Annotated in this window: 17 protein-coding genes and 1 other annotated feature; of the genes, 12 read left to right on the forward strand and 5 right to left on the reverse strand. The window is 46.0% G+C overall.

Annotated elements, in window-relative coordinates:
* Positions 1-645, reverse strand: coding sequence for a UvrY/SirA/GacA family response regulator transcription factor (uvrY, locus tag H735_RS01395; protein ID WP_005434947.1), 645 nt, complete (start codon positions 643-645; stop codon positions 1-3).
* A gap of 433 nt (positions 646-1,078) precedes the next feature.
* Here uvrY and H735_RS01400 point away from each other — a divergent pair, with 433 nt between their 5' ends.
* Positions 1,079-3,442, forward strand: a complete 2,364-nt coding sequence (locus H735_RS01400) for a DNA polymerase II (RefSeq protein WP_020197107.1) — start codon at positions 1,079-1,081, stop codon at positions 3,440-3,442.
* Positions 3,443-3,481: 39 nt separating this feature from the next.
* Here H735_RS01400 and H735_RS01405 read toward each other — a convergent pair whose 3' ends face one another.
* Entirely contained in the window at positions 3,482-4,249 is a 768-nt protein-coding gene (locus H735_RS01405) for a nucleotidyltransferase family protein (protein WP_020197108.1), read from the reverse strand.
* Between the two features lie 186 nt (positions 4,250-4,435).
* On the opposite strand from H735_RS01405, the gene efpL reads away from it, so the two are divergent.
* Positions 4,436-5,002 carry an elongation factor P-like protein EfpL gene (gene efpL, locus H735_RS01410; protein WP_005445063.1) on the forward strand — a complete coding sequence of 189 codons (567 nt, stop codon included), beginning with the start codon at positions 4,436-4,438 and terminating at the stop codon, positions 5,000-5,002.
* A 2-nt stretch (positions 5,003-5,004) separates the two neighbouring features.
* Positions 5,005-5,325 carry an HI1450 family dsDNA-mimic protein gene (locus H735_RS01415; protein WP_005431208.1) on the forward strand — a complete coding sequence of 107 codons (321 nt, stop codon included), beginning with the start codon at positions 5,005-5,007 and terminating at the stop codon, positions 5,323-5,325.
* Positions 5,326-5,489: 164 nt separating this feature from the next.
* On the opposite strand, the gene rluB is transcribed toward H735_RS01415, so the two are convergent.
* The gene (gene rluB, locus H735_RS01420) at positions 5,490-6,428 is read right to left on the reverse strand and encodes a 23S rRNA pseudouridine(2605) synthase RluB (protein WP_005445061.1); all 939 of its coding nucleotides are present in this window, start codon (positions 6,426-6,428) and stop codon (positions 5,490-5,492) included.
* A 346-nt stretch (positions 6,429-6,774) separates the two neighbouring features.
* Between rluB and H735_RS01425 the strand changes: the two genes are divergently transcribed.
* Positions 6,775-7,485, forward strand: a complete 711-nt coding sequence (locus tag H735_RS01425) for a calcium-binding protein (RefSeq protein ID WP_020197109.1) — start codon at positions 6,775-6,777, stop codon at positions 7,483-7,485.
* A 95-nt stretch (positions 7,486-7,580) separates the two neighbouring features.
* Here the strand turns inward: H735_RS01425 and H735_RS01430 are convergent, their stop codons facing one another.
* Both H735_RS01430 and rnm read right to left on the reverse strand, forming a co-directional pair.
* Positions 7,581-8,201: an L-threonylcarbamoyladenylate synthase gene (locus H735_RS01430; RefSeq protein WP_020197110.1), complete on the reverse strand. Its 621-nt coding sequence runs from the start codon at positions 8,199-8,201 to the stop codon at positions 7,581-7,583.
* Positions 8,202-8,239: 38 nt separating this feature from the next.
* The gene (gene rnm / locus H735_RS01435) at positions 8,240-9,118 is read right to left on the reverse strand and encodes an RNase RNM (protein WP_009706914.1); all 879 of its coding nucleotides are present in this window, start codon (positions 9,116-9,118) and stop codon (positions 8,240-8,242) included.
* A 95-nt stretch (positions 9,119-9,213) separates the two neighbouring features.
* Between rnm and trpL2 the strand changes: the two genes are divergently transcribed.
* The 8 genes from trpL2 (at position 9,214) to H735_RS01475 (ending at position 17,865) form a co-directional block, all read left to right on the forward strand.
* Positions 9,214-9,339, forward strand: a complete 126-nt coding sequence (gene trpL2 / locus H735_RS01440; protein WP_020197111.1) for a tryptophan operon leader peptide — start codon at positions 9,214-9,216, stop codon at positions 9,337-9,339.
* Positions 9,286-9,389 (forward strand) — a sequence feature (Trp leader region). It overlaps the preceding gene by 54 nt.
* Positions 9,390-9,515: 126 nt before the next feature.
* A complete protein-coding gene (locus H735_RS01445; protein ID WP_020197112.1) occupies positions 9,516-11,081 on the forward strand; it encodes an anthranilate synthase component 1 in 1,566 nt (521 codons plus the stop codon).
* Positions 11,082-11,097: 16 nt separating this feature from the next.
* Positions 11,098-11,706: an aminodeoxychorismate/anthranilate synthase component II gene (locus tag H735_RS01450; RefSeq protein WP_020197113.1), complete on the forward strand. Its 609-nt coding sequence runs from the start codon at positions 11,098-11,100 to the stop codon at positions 11,704-11,706.
* A gap of 37 nt (positions 11,707-11,743) precedes the next feature.
* Positions 11,744-12,754, forward strand: a complete 1,011-nt coding sequence (gene trpD, locus H735_RS01455; protein WP_020197114.1) for an anthranilate phosphoribosyltransferase — start codon at positions 11,744-11,746, stop codon at positions 12,752-12,754.
* A 13-nt stretch (positions 12,755-12,767) separates the two neighbouring features.
* Complete coding sequence (gene trpCF, locus H735_RS01460) at positions 12,768-14,207, forward strand: bifunctional indole-3-glycerol-phosphate synthase TrpC/phosphoribosylanthranilate isomerase TrpF (protein WP_020197115.1); 1,440 nt, start codon at positions 12,768-12,770, stop codon at positions 14,205-14,207.
* Positions 14,208-14,271: 64 nt separating this feature from the next.
* A complete protein-coding gene (gene trpB, locus H735_RS01465; RefSeq protein WP_005376781.1) occupies positions 14,272-15,462 on the forward strand; it encodes a tryptophan synthase subunit beta in 1,191 nt (396 codons plus the stop codon).
* Complete coding sequence (gene trpA, locus H735_RS01470; RefSeq protein WP_020197116.1) at positions 15,462-16,268, forward strand: tryptophan synthase subunit alpha; 807 nt, start codon at positions 15,462-15,464, stop codon at positions 16,266-16,268. The genes trpB and trpA overlap by 1 nt, the downstream gene beginning before the upstream one ends.
* Positions 16,269-16,605: 337 nt before the next feature.
* Entirely contained in the window at positions 16,606-17,865 is a 1,260-nt protein-coding gene (locus H735_RS01475; protein WP_009706921.1) for a dicarboxylate/amino acid:cation symporter, read from the forward strand.
* Positions 17,866-17,895: the final 30 nt, after the last annotated feature.

A 17,895-nucleotide genomic window follows, 5' to 3' on the forward strand; every position in this document is an offset into this window, starting at 1 on the left:
CTAAAGGGTCTCGGTGTCCAGCATTCCGTGGCGGATCGCTAAGTGTGTTAACTCAACGTCACCATTAATGTCCAGTTTGCTAAACAGTCGGTAGCGGTAACTGTTGACTGTTTTTGGACTTAAATTCAATTGTTCAGAAATATCCGTTACTTTCTGGCCTTTGGTGATCATCATCATGATCTGCAGTTCGCGTTCAGAAAGGTCTTTAAATGGGTTTTCTGAGGCAGGTGAGAATTGACTCAATGCCATCTGCTGCGCAATCTCTGGCGAGATGTAACGCTGCCCACTATTAACCACACGAATTGCGTTAACCATTTCATCAGGACCCGCGCCTTTAGTTAAATAACCAGAAGCACCCGCCTGCATCACTTTAGTTGGGAACGGATTTTCCGTATGAACGGTTAATACGATGATTTTTACATCAGGATTCACGCGAAGAATCTTTTTCGTGGCTTCCAAGCCGCCTATTCCTGGCATGTTCATATCCATTAAAACGACGTCAGCATGATTACTACGACACCATTTTACTGCTTCTTCACCGCTGTCAGCTTCTCCTGCTACGTTCATTCCACGGACGTCTTCAATAATACGTCGTATCCCTGTGCGAACCAGCTCGTGATCATCTACAAGGAAAACATTTATCAAACTTGTATCTCCACACTTTTATTGGCTCTGCACCCACATAACATTTGTCAAATGTGGATATCAGTATGAGTGCCTATATACTAACGCATATGGCAAAAAATTGCTTTCTATGAATATGTGCTTAAACGCAAAGTTTGGCAAGAACTTATTCATAAACCACTCTATTATTTGAGTGTGCTCTGTGCAAAGCCGAATTTTAAGACAAGCTAATTAACAACATAAGCTCCAATAAATCAAGCAGCTAGATTTCACTTTGCTCAGCAAAACGCAATATCACCCATAAATGGTTATTCCATAAGCGACCTATCTCAGCTTTTGTACACCCAAGGCACTACGATTTAACCAGCAAAATAGAGCATTACTTTTCACTGGTTATTTTTACAGTTCTTAATGATAGAATACGTTCTTCACTGATTTACAAGGTTTCTCTCTATTGAACATCCAACAAGGCTTCCTTCTCACTCGCCAAGCCCGAGACATCAAAGGTCAAACTCAAATAGAGTTGTGGCTTTCGACCGAGAATGGTCCGACCCAATTGTTGATTCAAGGAGAAAGACCTGTCTTCTTTATTGAACAAGCGCAAATCGAACAAACCAAGCAATTTGCCACTTCTAAACAAATTGCTGTCGACATACGCCCGCTAGAATTAAAGAACTTCCAACTCACGCCTTTAGCTGCATGTTATACCCAGACCACAAAAGACGCGTTCGCCCTACAAGATGAACTTAAGCAAAACGACATCGTTCATTTCGAGGGCGATGTACGGCTTGCCGACCGTTATCTGATGGAACGCTTTATAAAAGGCAGCATGGAGTTTACTGGGAATCTACAATCTCGAAACGGATTCCAACGCGTCCAAAACGCTAAGTGTCGAACAGGCGAATACCAACCTAAATTACATGTGGTCTCCCTCGATTTAGAGTGTTCTGAAAAAGGCATCCTCTACTCGATTGGTTTAGATAGCCCTGTTGATTCACGCGTGATTATGATTGGCGAACCGGAACAATCAGACACGCCAATTCAATGGGTAAAAGACGAGAAGGCTTTGCTCGATGCTTTAATCGCGTGGTTTAAGCAATTTGACCCAGATGTGATTGTTGGTTGGAACGTTATCGACTTCGACTTCCGCCTGCTGCATAAACGCGCTGAGTGGCACAACATGAAGTTGATGTTAGGCCGAGCTGACCAGCCAAGTTTTTTCCGTAGCTCCGCGCAAAGCCAACAAGGTTTTATCTCTATTCTCGGTCGTGTGGTGCTGGATGGTATCGATACGCTTAAAACCGCGACGTACCACTTCCGCTCGTGGTCACTTGAGTCCGTTTCCCAAGAGCTGCTCGGCGAAGGTAAAGAAATCCATAACGTGCATGACCGAATGGATGAAATCAATCGCATGTACCGTTCAGACAAACCATCTCTGGCTAAATACAACCTGCAAGATTGCGTGTTGGTAAACAAGATTTTCGACCACACTCACCTACTCGACTTTGCGATTGAACGCTCTCGCCTAACAGGTGTAGAACTGGATCGCGTCGGGGGCTCTGTGGCCGCGTTTACTAATTTGTATTTGCCGCAAATCCACCGAGCTGGTTATGTTGCGCCAAATCTGCATCCAGAAAACTGGATCGCCAGCCCAGGGGGCTATGTGATGGACTCTATCCCGAACCTTTACGATTCCGTATTGGTGCTCGATTTTAAGAGTCTTTACCCCTCTATTATTCGCTCATTCTTGATTGACCCCATGGGTTTGGTCGAGGGCTTACAGCTTGAAATCGGCAAAGCAGAAGATGAAGCGGTACCGGGATTTCGTGGTGGTCAGTTCCATCGCTCGAAACACTTTCTACCCGAGATGATCGAAAAGCTCTGGGCAGCCCGCGACGTCGCAAAGAAGAACAATGAGAAAGCCTTCTCGCAAGCTATCAAAATCATCATGAACTCTTTCTATGGCGTGCTTGGTTCTTCCGGTTGTCGTTTCTTTGATACGCGCCTTGCTTCAAGCATCACCATGCGTGGGCACGAAATTATGAAGCAAACCAAGGTGCTGATCGAAGCCAAAGGCTATCAAGTGATTTATGGCGATACCGATTCAACTTTTGTGTCGTTAAATGGTCCGTATAGCCAAGCAGATGCCGATAAGATTGGTATTGAACTGGTCGAATACATTAATCAATGGTGGGGTGATCACCTTCGTGATGAATACAATCTCAATTCGATTCTTGAGCTAGAATACGAAACCCATTATCGCAAGTTCTTGATGCCGACTATTCGAGGCGCAGAAACTGGCTCAAAGAAACGCTACGCTGGTCTGATTGGTGAAGGTGAAAAAGAACGTATCATCTTTAAAGGGTTAGAGAGCGCACGCACCGACTGGACACCGCTGGCGCAGCGTTTCCAAAACACCTTGTACCAAATGATCTTCCATGGTGAAGACCCTAGTGATTACGTGCGAGAGATGGTTGAGAAGACCAATGCGGGAGAGTTTGATGAGCAGTTGGTGTATCAAAAGCGCTTGCGACGCAAATTGCATGAGTATCAGAAAAACATTCCGCCCCAAGTACGTGCTGCGCGTTTAGCCGACGACATCAATGCCAAACTCGGCCGCCCTCTACAATATCAAAACCGAGGTCGAATAGAATACTTAATTACAGTGAATGGACCTGAGCCACACGAGTATCTCAATAGCCCTATCGACTATCAGCATTATATTGATAAACAGCTAAAACCGATCGCGGATGCTATTTTGCCGTTCATTGGCACAGACTTCGAGCAGTTATCTGCACCACAGATGGGGCTGTTCTAAATCAGATTCGAAATTGGAAAGGCGCTAACGCTGTTGGCGTTAACCAATGCGGAATTCGGTTTTCTGATATTGCTTTACTAACCAATCGCCAAAACCGTCCAATAACCCAACCACAGAGCGTTTAGGGATAGGACGTCCAGAGAGCAGAATACCAAGGCGTTCTATCTCAAGTTGCTTTTCTGGGTGATACTGCAAAAACACTTCGCCACATTTAAGCGGGTCGTCAAACCAACGTTTATCACGATACATGATTAAAGAATACGAAGCGCGAAGCAGTTTCTTGGCGATAATAACTTGAGCACTGACCAGCTCTTCAACACTTTGTGCTTGTACAATCTTGGTACGATACACCGACAGCCAATCTTCCACATCCATGTTCCAGTGCTTGGCAATCTCCCAACTTGGTACATAATCACCAAAGCAATCTGCCAGATCATCACCATAAACACACACACAGCAATGCTTGAGCATAAAACCCCAAGTAAAAATGCTATCGAGATTGGCTACTTCATTGACCAACGCCGTGCGAATCGACACCCCTTTCACGTGAGGATACCCTTGCTGTGCTCGCCATTTGATGGTGTTTAGTAACGTGGCGCGGTTGTTTTCAAAGTCCGCCTTTGTCACAACCACCATATCAAGATTCGATCTACCTGCGACCGCAGACTTACGGGCCACGCTACCGTAGACGTAAACACTGTGCAAGTTTGCGCCAAGCCCACCTTTTAGGCATGCGAGAACTTCTCTGAGCAGAGGTTCGAATTCACGTTGGAAAGGATGTTTTGGATCGATAATAGGGAGAGACATTGAAGAAAACGCGATCTCAAGCTTTTAACGGACGAAGGGCTATATGATCCACCAGCATTACGTTTGGATCAAGCCTATTCATCTCCTTATTAATGTTCAAATTACTGAGTGGAATTTTAATGCCAGACAAAGAACTTAGCGCTATAATCACCAAGTTTTGCTTAATAAGTGTAATAGGAAAATACAATGCCAAAGGCAAGTGAAATCAAAAAAGGCTTCGCAATCGAGTCTAATGGTAAAACTCTTCTAGTTAAAGACATCGAAGTAACGACTCCTGGCGGTCGTGGCGGCGCTAAAATCTACAAAATGCGTTGTACAGATCTGAACACTGGTGCTCGTGTAGACGAGCGTTACAAGTCTGATGATGTTGTTGAAACAGTAGAAATGAACAAACGTGCAGTTGTGTACTCATACGCTGACGGCGATGAGCACATCTTCATGGACAACGAAGACTACTCACAATACACATTCAAGCACAATGAAGTTGAAGACGACATGCTGTTCATCAACGAAGACACACAAGGTATCCACATTATCCTTGTGAACGGTGCTGCTGTGGGTATCGAACTACCATCTTCTGTGGAGCTAGTGATTGAAGAAACTGACCCTTCAATCAAAGGTGCTTCTGCATCTGCACGTACTAAACCAGCACGCTTTGCTTCAGGTCTTGTAATCCAAGTTCCTGAATACATCGCAACTGGTGACCGTGTTATCATTAACACGACTGAACGTAAATACATGAGCCGAGCATAAGCATGTCTGATTTGATTTCTTACGACGACGTTATCGACGCTGCGTACGACATCTTCCTTGAGATGGCTCCAGATAACCTAGAGCCCGCTGATGTCATTCTGTTTACTGCGCAATTTGAAGATCGTGGTGCCGCAGAACTTGTTGAAACCGGTGATGACTGGGTTGAACACGTTGGCTTCGATATCGACAAAGAAGTGTATGCAGAAGTTCGAATCGGCTTAGTAAACGAGGAAAATGACGTGCTTGATGACGTTTTTGCTCGTATGCTAATCAGTCGAGACCCAGAACATAAGTTCTGTCATATGCTTTGGAAACGTGACTAACGCTTTCCCTATCATGATCAAAAACACCAGCCTCATGCTGGTGTTTTTTTATGTTTATTAATTGCACGAGCATGATTGAAAGACATGAAAGCTCATAAGCTCGAAAGGCTCGATAAGAAAAAGGCTTGCCGATTTGGCAAGCCTTTCTGATTTTCTGCTATCGATTAACGATGCTTGTTACGTGCACCTTGGTCACCTGCAGTCTTCTTCGGCTTACGACGAGAAGGGTTGTTGCTGCGACCTTTTGGTGTGTTAACACGCTCTTCGTGACGCTTCACTGCGCGACGGATTTTTTGGCTACGAGCACGTTCACGCTTACGTGATGTGTTGTCTTTGTTCAGATCAAGCATGGTTTCTTTCTCTGGACGAAGTTCTACAAGCTCACGCAGGTAGTTCACTTCTTTCAGGTCAAGTTCCATCCAACCACCACGAGGTAGTTTCTTGTCTAGGAAGATATCACCGTAACGAACACGTTTTAGACGGCTAACCGTACATTCTTGAGATTCCCACAAACGACGAACCTCACGGTTACGACCTTCGTTAATCACTACGTAGAACGTGTGGTTCATACCTTCACCACCCGCGTGTACTACGTCTTCAAAACGAGCCATACCATCTTCAAGTTCTACACCACTTACTAGGTTACGAACTTTTTTCTCGTTCACTTCACCAAACACACGCACTAGGTATTCACGCTCAACCTGACGGCTTGGGTGCATTAGGCGGTTTGCCAATTCACCATCAGTTGTGAAAAGCAGTAGGCCAGATGTGTTCGCATCAAGACGACCAACTGAAATCCAACGAGAGCCACGAATTTTTGGCAGACGATCGAAAACAGTGCGACGACCTTCAGGGTCGTGACGAGTACATAGTTCACCTTCTGGCTTGTAGTAAGCCAATACACGACAGATCACTTCTTCTTGTGCCTTTGCAGACACAATGTGACCATCGATACGAACTACGCTGTTCTCATCTTCTAGTCTTTCACCAAGTTTAGCTACGATTCCGTTCACGCTAACGCGACCAGATTTAATTAACGATTCAATCTCACGACGAGAACCGTGTCCAGCACGTGCTAATACTTTTTGTAACTTTTCGCTCATTTATCTACCTATGTGTCGTCTTCACAGACGTCGAGACCAGAATTGGTCTTCAATTGTGCAAGTTACCCAACCTATTGGGATTTTTTCGGTCGGACATTATACGAGATTCTCTGATTTAATGTAAGCAAAATCGTCGATATTGTCACTGCAGAATGTCCTTCGGAAACTCACACTAAACTCATCATCTTCTCCAACTTAGTACCAGACTCATCGGCATTAGAACCGCACTATTATGGGTCTGTGTCCACCTCTTAAAAAATCCCCTACCTGATAAAATTGTCAGGGCTATAAGAAAGATAACCCTACAGCTTGCTAGCTCCCTTAATCAGATGAAAAGGAATAATAAATGTCTCATACAAATCTTGACCTAAATTGGATATTTGGCACCTCAGAAGATGACAATATGACCGGCACAAAAGGCTCGGACACGACTGACATTTTTGTCGGCTTTGGCGGCGACGATAAGTTTGTTGGCTTTGGTGGAAACGACTATGTCTTCGGTGGTCGTGGTGACGATACCCTACTAGGTGGCAGAGGGAATGACCTACTCTCAGGCGGTTCAGGCGATGATTACTTGTCTGGCGGCTTAGGTAATGACCTGTTATTTGGTGGTTGTGGTGACGATACAATTTTCGACTACTCAGGCAACAACTTTATCAATGCGGGATGGGGTGACGACACCGTAGTTGTCGGTGATGGTCATTCTGTAATTGCTGGCGGTGGCGGCGATGACACGTTCGTAATGACCAACCGTCTTGCTGTTGGCGTTCCCGATCAGCCTGTTTCTTCAAACGACATCGAAGTGAAATCAGAAATTCTCGACTTCAACATTTGTCACGACAAGCTTGTCTTTGATATGGGTTTAGATACCAACAACGATGGTATTCGCGATACGTTCTTGGACTCGGCGGACGACTTGACTCTGTCTTACAACGACTTCGGTTGGGCAGTCTACTCAAGTGACGAGTTTAATGTAGAAGTGACACTGAAAGGTATTGATGCAGGCTACATCAACTACATTGAGCACCACGGTATCGATATCTTCGATTTCGCCTAAACTGTCACCATTCCATTGAATCAAAAATAAACTGATTCAAAATAAAAGGGAGGCATTCACGCCTCCCTTTCTTGTTTTGTTAAGAGTAAAACCAGTTACTCAAATGGTGCCGGGTCGCCAGATCCAACACGAACAACAACCGCTTCACCTTCGCTGAAGTCGATAACCGTTGTTGGTTGTTCACCTAAGTAACCACCATTAAGAATCACGTCTACAGCATGCTCTAGTTTGTCACGAATATCTTCTGGGTCCGATTCCGTCACATCGCTACCCGGTAGGATAAGTGACGTAGACATCATTGGTTCACCAAGTGCTTCCAACAGGTCTAGTGCAATGCGGTTATCGGGTACACGAATACCGATGGTCTTACGTTTTGCATTCATCAAACGACGCGGCACTTCTTTTGTGCCCTTGAAGATGAAAGTGTAAGGACCCGGCGTGTTATTTTTCAGTAGTCGGAATGCCGCGTTATCTACTCGTGCGTACAAAGAAAGCTCCGACAAATCACGACACAACAAAGTAAAGTTGTGCTTATCATCCAGACGGCGGATCTGACAAATACGTTCCAACGCCTGTTTGTTTTCTAACTGACAGCCTAGTGCGTAACCTGAGTCGGTTGGGTAAACCACTACACCGCCGCTACGAATGATTGCTACTGCTTGATTGATCAAGCGAGCCTGTGGGTTTTCTGGGTGAACGTAAAAAAACTGGCTCATTGTAATTCCTCATTATCGAACCTCTCGGCTCTATATTTTTATCGGTTCTCGATTTCGTCTTGTTGAGCGTTATCCAACGAAGGATCAATACCCCAATCTTTCCAAACTGGTTCTACGCCCGCGGGTAACCAGAGGTTTCTTCCCAATTCCATCCACGGAGATGGATAGTGAAAGTCGCTGCCTTGAGAAGCTAATAGTTTGTATTGTATAGCATAATCAGCCAAGTTGCGTCTTTCTTGTTGCGCTTGTTGAGGCTGTGCCACTTCCATTGCATCCCCACCCGCTTCAACAAACGCGGCTAATAGGCGTTTCACCCACTTCGCAGTCAGTTGATAACGACCCGGATGCGCAAGAACAGCAGAGCCTCCAGCAGCATGAATTGCATCAACCGCATCTTTCATAGAGCACCAATTTGGTGGCACGTAACCTGGGTTAGAACGGGTTAGAAATTTCTTGAACACCATCTGCATGTTTTTGGCATAACCATTATCCACCAACCACTTGGCAAAGTGTGCACGAGTGATCGGCGCATCACCCGCGATTTGCTGAACTTCTTCTAGCACACCTTCGCGAGTCGCTTTTTGCAAACGTTCAGCAATCATCTCTGCTCTGGCAACACGATGCGCTTTTTGCTGTTGAATCAGCTCAGCCAGCGCAGGACTTTCTGGATCGATGTTCAATCCAACAATATGGATGTCTTTGTTCTGCCAAACAGTCGAAATTTCTATACCGTTGATGATTTTTATCGGCAGACTATTCTCTTCAACGTATTGCTTGGCCGGAGCTAAGCCGTCAACCGTATCATGATCCGTGATCGCCAAAACCTCGATATCAAAACTCAATGCCCTATCCACTAAATCGTGTGGTGCAAATCGACCATCTGACGCGGTGGTGTGACTGTGTAAATCAATTCTCATCTTTTTGTCGTTTTAATGCTGTTTTGGGGTTGACTTTTTACCTCTGCACTAGTTAACTAGTACGCAAATACGAAGTACCTAATTTAAGGCTCACCATGTTACAAGAATTTAACCAAAACCAGGAAGCGAAAGTTGCAGTTCGTCTGAATAAGATGAAATCTGCTGACCTTGCTTGGTGGCGCATTTGGACAAGTTCTTGGTGGGCGAACGTGTACTTCTAGTTTAGAGAATTAAATGTCACAAAGCCCGCTACTTCAGCGGGCTTTTTGTTTTGTCGTCCATCTCACATTCAACTGCTCAAACATTCATCGGATATGACCAAAACTTGATTGGGTGAACTTTTGCTTTATGCGACTATGTACGGCAGGAAGATGTAAAACAGCTATAAGGAGGTCTTGTGAACAAGGCCATTGAAATTAAGAAACTTGGACAGCTTGAAGTGCTAACGGCTTCCGTCCCTTATACTCAAGACCCGACTCGTTTGTTCCACACTTTATGTGAGAACAAAACTGACAGCCTGTTGCTGGAATCTGCTGAGATCGATTCGAAGCAAGATTTGAAATCCCTGCTGATCGTAGATTCAGCGGTTCGCATTGTCTGCTACGGCCATACCGTTAGCATGCACGCCTTGACCAACAACGGTAAAAACCTACTGTCTCACCTAAACCAGAACATCCGTGGTGATGTTGAGAGTAAGTTCGATGGCGAAACGCTAACTTTAGAATTTGACCAGCCATGCGAAACGTTAGATGAAGATTCTCGCCTACGTGAAGCCTCTTCTTTCGATGCGCTACGTTTGGTTCAACATAGTTTTGATATTTCACAGCAAGACAAACACGCGATTTTCCTTGGTGGTCTGTTTGCCTACGACTTAGTCGCAAACTTCGAGCCGCTTGGTAATGCAGAAGCAACAAATCAGTGTCCAGATTACGTTTTCTACGTCGCGGAAACATTGCTTGTTGTCGACCATCAAACGGAATCTTGCCAGCTTCAAGCGACGTTGTTTGTTGATGGTTCAGAGAAAACAGCGTTAGAGACTCGTATTGCAGAAATCAGCGCTCAGTGTGCAGCGCCAAAACTACTGCCAAGCGCAAAACAAATCGCTGACGTAACGGTAGAACCTAGCGTATCTGATGCAGACTTCTGCCAAACTGTTCGCGGCTTAAAAGAGTTCGTAGTGAAAGGCGATGTATTCCAAGTTGTACCATCTCGCCGATTCACTCTACCTTGCCCTTCTCCACTAGCGGCTTACAAAGAACTGAAACAAAGTAACCCAAGCCCTTACATGTTCTACATGCAAGATGAGCTGTTCACTCTGTTTGGCGCATCACCAGAAAGTGCGCTTAAGTACGAAACCGACACTAACCAAATTGAAATCTATCCAATCGCAGGCACTCGTCGCCGCGGCAAGCGCCCTAACGGCGAGATCGATTTCGACCTAGACAGCCGCATCGAACTTGAACTGCGTACCGACATGAAAGAAAACGCAGAACACATGATGCTGGTTGACTTAGCACGTAACGACGTCGCTCGTATTGCTCAAGCTGGCACTCGCCACGTAGCAGACCTTCTAAAAGTCGACCGCTACAGCCACGTAATGCACTTGGTATCTCGTGTGGTTGGTCAACTGCGTGAAGACCTAGACGCGCTGCACGCATATCAAGCATGTATGAACATGGGCACACTCACTGGTGCACCAAAGATTCGTGCAATGCAGTTGATTCGCGACGTAGAAGGCGCACGACGCGGTAGCTACGGCGGTGCTGTGGGCTACCTAACTGGTGAAGGCACACTCGACACATGTATCGTAATTCGCTCAGCGTACGTTGAGAACGGTATTGCTCAAGTTCAAGCTGGTGCAGGCGTGGTGTTCGACTCTGATCCACAAGCGGAAGCAGACGAAACACGCGGCAAAGCACAAGCGGTAATCTCTGCTATCCAAGCAGCTCATAAGTCACAATAAGGAATAGGGTTCAGAGATGGCTAATATCATTTTTATCGACAACTTTGACTCGTTCACCTACAACCTTGTGGATCAGTTCCGCTCGCTAGGTCACTCAGTCAAGATTTACCGAAACAACATCCCAGCAGAAACCATTGAACAAGCGGTAAATGAGCTTGAAAACCCAGTGGTCCTGCTATCACCAGGCCCAGGTGCACCGTCAGAGGCAGGCTCAATGCCGGAGCTTATCCAACGCATGAAGGGCAAAGTGCCAATGATTGGTATTTGTCTTGGTCACCAAGCGATTGTTGAAGCATACGGCGGCAACGTTGCTGGCGCGGGCGAAATCATTCACGGTAAGGTCTCTATGATGGAGCACCAAAACCATGCGATTTACCAAAACCTACCATCACCACTTGCAATTGCACGTTACCACTCGCTGGTTGCGACCAAGGTTCCTGAGAGCCTAACCATCACAGCAGAAGTGGATAACTTGGTAATGTCTGTTGTACATGAAGAAGATAAAGTTTGCGGGTTCCAGTTCCACCCGGAATCTATTATGACGACCTACGGAGCAACACTGTTGGCCAATGCCATCGAATGGGCACTTGAAGAACAAACTTCAGCGAACCCACTCACTGCTTAAAAAGCACTTGGCACATAAGAAATTTAGGAGAGGAAATATGGAAGCAATCATCAACCCTATTATTACCAAACTGTACGAGCAAGAATCGCTTACTCAGGAAGAGAGCCAACAGCTGTTCGACATCATCATCCGTGGTGAGCTAGACCCAATTTTGATGGTATCAGCACTGACTGCACTAAAAATCAAAGGCGAGACACCGGATGAAATTGCGGGCGCAGCGAAAGCACTGCTGGCAAACGCAAACCCATTCCCTCGTCCAGATTATGATTTCGCAGATATCGTAGGTACTGGCGGTGACGGTCACAACACCATCAACATTTCAACCACTGCGGCGTTTGTTGCTGCAGCATGTGGTCTAAAAGTAGCGAAACACGGTAACCGCAGCGTTTCAAGCAAATCTGGTTCTTCTGACCTTCTTGATTCATTTGGTATCAACCTAGCTATGAGCGCAGAAGATACGCGCAAAGCGGTAGACGATATTGGTGTCGCTTTCCTATTTGCACCTCAATACCACGGTGGTGTGCGCCATGCGATGCCAGTGCGCCAAACAATGAAAACACGCACCATCTTTAACATTCTTGGCCCACTGATTAACCCTGCTCGCCCTAACATCGAATTGATGGGCGTTTACAGTGAAGAACTGGTTCGTCCTATCGCAGAAACCATGCTACAAATGGGTATGAAGCGTGCCGCTGTAGTACACGGTAGTGGTTTGGACGAAGTGGCAATTCACGGTGAAACAACCGTTGCCGAAATCAAAGACGGTAAGATCACAGAATACAAACTAACGCCTGCAGACTTCGGTCTAGAAGCGCACCCACTAGAAGCGATCAAAGGTGGCGATCCTGAAGAAAACAAAGCGATCATTACCAATATTCTGACGGGTAAAGGTACAGACGCACAATTGGGCGCAGTGGCGGTGAACGTTGCTCTGCTAATGCGTCTATTCGGCCACGAAGATTTAAAAGCCAACACGCAACAAGCGATTGAGGCAATGAATTCAGGCAAGGCGTACCAATTGGTACAACAACTTGCCGCACACGCTTAAGGAATTGAAGAAGATGACTGACTTCAACACTCAGCAAGCTGACAACCTGTCTGAACACGTTTCTAAGAAAGAAGCAGAAATGGCAGAAGTACTGGCGAAAATTGTCCGCGACAAATATCAGTGGGTAGCAGACCGTAAGGTGTCTCAACCGCTAAGCACATTTCAGTCTGATTTGCAGCCATCGGACCGCAGCTTCTACGATGCTCTGAGTGGCGAAAAGACGGCATTCATCACCGAATGTAAGAAGGCATCTCCTTCTAAAGGTTTGATTCGTGATCACTTCGACTTGGACTACATTGCATCGGTTTACAACAACCATGCTGATGCAATTTCAGTCCTAACAGACGAGAAGTACTTCCAAGGTAACTTTGATTTTCTTCCTCAAGTACGTGGTCAAGTCAAACAACCCGTTCTGTGCAAAGACTTCATGGTAGATACCTACCAAGTTTACCTAGCACGTCATTACAGTGCTGATGCCGTGCTACTGATGCTTTCTGTCCTAAATGACGAAGAGTACAAAGCGCTAGAAGAAGCAGCACACAGCCTGAACATGGGTATCCTGACCGAAGTCAGCAACGAAGAAGAGCTTCATCGTGCCGTTAAGCTAGGCGCTCGCGTTATCGGCATCAATAATCGTAACTTGCGCGACCTAAGTACTGATTTGAATCGTACGAAAGAACTGGCACCGACCATTCGTGAACTGGCTCCTAACGCAACAGTGATCTCAGAATCTGGCATTTATACACATCAACAAGTTCGTGATTTAGCAGAATTCGCAGACGGCTTCTTGATTGGTAGTTCACTGATGGCGGAAGACAACTTAGAACTTGCTGTACGTAAAGTGACGTTGGGTGAAAACAAAGTGTGTGGCTTAACGCACCCAGATGACGCAGCAAAAGCATATCAAGCTGGTGCGGTATTTGGTGGCCTGATTTTTGTCGAGAAGTCGAAGCGTGCGGTTGACCTTGAAGGTGCTCGCTTAACCATGAGCGGTGCTCCACTGAATTACGTAGGCGTTTTCCAAAATCACGATATCGATTTTGTTGCTTCTGTCGTGACCTCTTTGGGTCTAAAAGCGGTGCAACTGCACGGTCAAGAAGACCAAGCTTACGTAAACCAACTCAAAGCTGAACTGCCAACAACAGTAGAAATTTGGAAAGCTTACGGCGTGACTGATGCCAAGCCAGAGCTGCTAGCAGACAACATTGACCGCCATCTATTAGATGCGCAAGTTGGCACTCAAACCGGCGGTACCGGCCAAGTGTTCGACTGGTCACTGATCGGCGACCCAAGTCAAATTATGCTAGCGGGCGGACTGTCGCCAGAAAATGCTCAACAAGCAGCGACACTAGGTTGCTTGGGATTAGATTTAAACTCTGGTGTAGAAAGCGCACCAGGCAAAAAAGATTCACAGAAGTTGCTCGCGGCATTCACTGCTATTCGCAACTACTAAAGCTGGATATCAGCTAAAAAATTTAAAGCTATTCGTAGCGAAAAATACGAGAAGGAATATAACGATGGCAAAACTGAATGCCTACTTTGGCGAATACGGCGGTCAGTACGTTCCGCAAATTCTAGTTCCAGCACTGGAGCAACTAGAGCAAGCGTTTATCGACGCGCAAGAAGATCCAGAATTCCGCAGCGAATTCATGACGCTTCTTCAAGAGTATGCGGGCCGTCCAACGGCTTTGACTCTAACTCGTAACCTAACCAAAGGTACGAAAACCAAACTGTACCTAAAACGTGAAGACCTACTTCACGGTGGCGCGCACAAGACCAACCAAGTGTTAGGTCAAGCGCTACTTGCGAAACGCATGGGTAAAAACGAAATCATCGCTGAAACGGGTGCAGGTCAACACGGTGTTGCAACCGCACTAGCGTGTGCACTACTTGGCCTTAAGTGTCGAGTTTACATGGGTGCCAAAGACGTTGAGCGTCAGAGCCCGAACGTATTCCGTATGAAGCTAATGGGCGCAGAAGTTATTCCGGTACACTCTGGTTCAGCAACACTTAAAGACGCATGTAACGAAGCGCTACGCGACTGGTCTGCAACTTATGAAGATGCGCATTACCTACTAGGTACAGCGGCAGGTCCTCACCCATTCCCAACCATCGTGCGTGACTTCCAACGCATGATTGGTGAAGAAACGAAGAATCAGATTTTGGCACGTGAAGGGCGTCTTCCTGACGCAGTTATCGCGTGTGTGGGCGGTGGTTCAAACGCGATTGGTATGTTTGCTGACTTCATCGAAGAAGAAAGCGTTCGCCTAATTGGTGTTGAGCCAGCAGGTAAAGGTATCGATACTGACCAGCACGGTGCGCCACTTAAGCATGGTAAAACTGGCATCTTCTTTGGTATGAAAGCGCCATTGATGCAAGATCCAAACGGCCAAGTTGAAGAGTCTTACTCAGTATCTGCTGGCCTTGATTTCCCATCAGTTGGTCCACAACACGCACACCTAAACGCAATTGGCCGTGCTGAATATGACAACGTGACGGACGATGAAGCGCTAGAAGCATTCCAAGAGATTGCCCGCCATGAAGGCATCATCCCTGCACTTGAATCTTCTCACGCCGTGGCACACGCACTGCGTATGGCTCGTGAGAACCCAGAAAAAGAGCAATTGTTGGTTGTTAACCTATCTGGTCGTGGTGATAAAGATATCTTCACTGTACATGCCATCCTAGAAGAAAAAGGAGCAATCTAATGAGCCGTTATGAGAAGATGTTTGCGCGCCTAAACGAAAAGAACCAAGGCGCATTTGTACCGTTCGTAACGGTTTGCGATCCAAACGCAGAGCAATCTTACAAAATCATGGAAACACTGGTTGAGTCTGGCGCAGATGCCCTTGAACTTGGTATTCCATTCTCAGATCCGCTAGCCGATGGCCCAACCATCCAAGGCGCTAACATTCGCGCGTTAGACTCAGGTGCAACACCAGATATCTGCTTTGAGCAAATTGGTAAGATCCGAGCTAAATACCCAGAGTTGCCTATTGGTCTTCTGATGTACGCGAACCTTGTTTACTCTCGTGGTATCGAGAACTTCTATGAGCGTTGTGCAAAAGCAGGCATCGATTCTGTTTTGATTGCAGATGTACCAACTAATGAAAGTGCCGAATTTGTTGCTGCTGCAGAAAAGTTTGGTATTCACCCAATCTTCATCGCACCACCAACGGCAAGTGATGAAACACTGAAGCAAGTATCAGAGTTAGGTGGCGGCTACACTTACCTACTCTCTCGTGCAGGTGTTACTGGCGCAGAAACCAAAGCAAACATGCCTGTAGGTCATATGCTGGATAGACTGAACCAATTTGATGCGCCACCAGCGTTACTTGGTTTTGGCATCTCTGAGCCTGCACAGGTGAAACAAGCACTAGAATCTGGTGCGGCTGGTGCAATTTCTGGTTCAGCCGTGGTAAAAATCATTGAAGCGAACGTTGAGCAGCCACAAATTATGCTCGACAAGCTAGGTGAATTCGTTTTTGCAATGAAAGCTGCAACACAAAAATAACGTATCACTGATTTGACGAATATGAGATCGATTCCTTATTAAACATTCGGAATCGATCTTTTTTTTAACATTCACTTTCTAAAACCACCCCACCGTTACCATCCGTTTTATAAACAACACCAACCAAAACCATTACCCCAAACAATAGCAAACGATTGCTATTGGTTAAAAAACTATCGTTAATCAATAAATTCTCAATTAGTCGGTGAGTTTGTACCGGAATTGTATTGCTAATTGTGAATGATAAGTGTAAAAAGCAAGGCGATATAATTATCCAAATAACAACTTTAGATTGGTGGGTAACTTTAGGATTTTACATTTTATTAGCACAGAGGTTATGGAAGTGTTAAAACAAAAGAGTTTGCTAAACAACATTGGCGTGCAAGTCGTCATTGCAATGATCGTGGGTACTGCCGTTGGTGCCTTTATGGGTCAAAGTGCGACTGTATTCGCGCCACTTGGTGCAATCTTTATCAACCTGATCAAGATGCTTGTGATCCCTTTGGTCGCAGTAGCGCTTATCTCAGGTGCGGCAGGTCTAGGCAACAGCCAATCTGCAGGTAAAGTGGGCTTGGTAACCCTAGGTTACTTCGGTCTGACATCCGCCCTAGCAGTAGCACTTGCGCTAGTCATGGGTGAAGTATTCCAACCGGGCATGGGCATCGACGTCTCTGGCGTTGAGGGCATGTTCTCAGCAGAATACGCTTCAAAAGGTGAGCTACCGACTTTCTGGGCAACCATCACTGGTATGATCCCAACTAACGTTTTCCAATCACTAAACGAAGCGAACATCCTTCAGATCCTTGTGTTCTGTATGTTCTTCGGTATCGCGATTTCAAAACAAGAAAAATCACGTCGCGAGCCAATCATCAATGGTGTTAACTGCATCGTTGACGCTATGGTTTGGATGATCAACAAGGTGATGATCATTGCTCCTATCGGTGTATTTGGTCTGATGGCTGAAGCGGTAGGTACGTTCGGTTTTGGTGCTCTGATGGTGGTATTCAAACTGTTCGTTGTTTACGTAGCGGCAATCCTAGTGTTCGGCTTCGTGGTTTACCCAGCAATGGTGCACGTGTTCACTAAGACATCGGCGAAGAAGTTCGTTTCAGCAATGAAAAAGCCACAAGCCGTTGCACTTTCTACAGCTTCTTCAATGGCGACACTGCCAGTAACAATGGATACGTGTGAGAAAGAGCTAGGTGTTCGCAACTCAACAGCATCATTTGTTCTGCCTCTTGGCGCGACCATCAACATGTCTGGTAACGCGATTTACTACGGCCTAGTAGCCATTTTCTTCGCGCAATTGTTCAACATCGACCTAGGCATGGGCGCTTACATTGCGATCATCGTCACTTCTACACTAGGCGCAGTAGGCCAAGCAGGTGTTCCTGGTCCTTCATTCCTTGTTGTGGCTGTACTTCTAGCGGCAGGTATCCCAATTGAAGGTCTACCACTACTGTTCGCTCTTGACCGTATCTTCGATATGATTCGTACCGCACTAAACATCACAGGTGACGCAGCATGTGCCGTTATCGTTGATGCTCTAGTGGAAGAAGAAGCACAACAAGTTGAGCTTCAAAAGCAAGAAGCTTAAGCCTGAATGCTGACCCGTCCTGATATAGGT

Source organism: Vibrio owensii CAIM 1854 = LMG 25443, from assembly GCF_000817815.1.
In the GTDB taxonomy this organism is placed as follows: domain Bacteria; phylum Pseudomonadota; class Gammaproteobacteria; order Enterobacterales; family Vibrionaceae; genus Vibrio; species Vibrio owensii.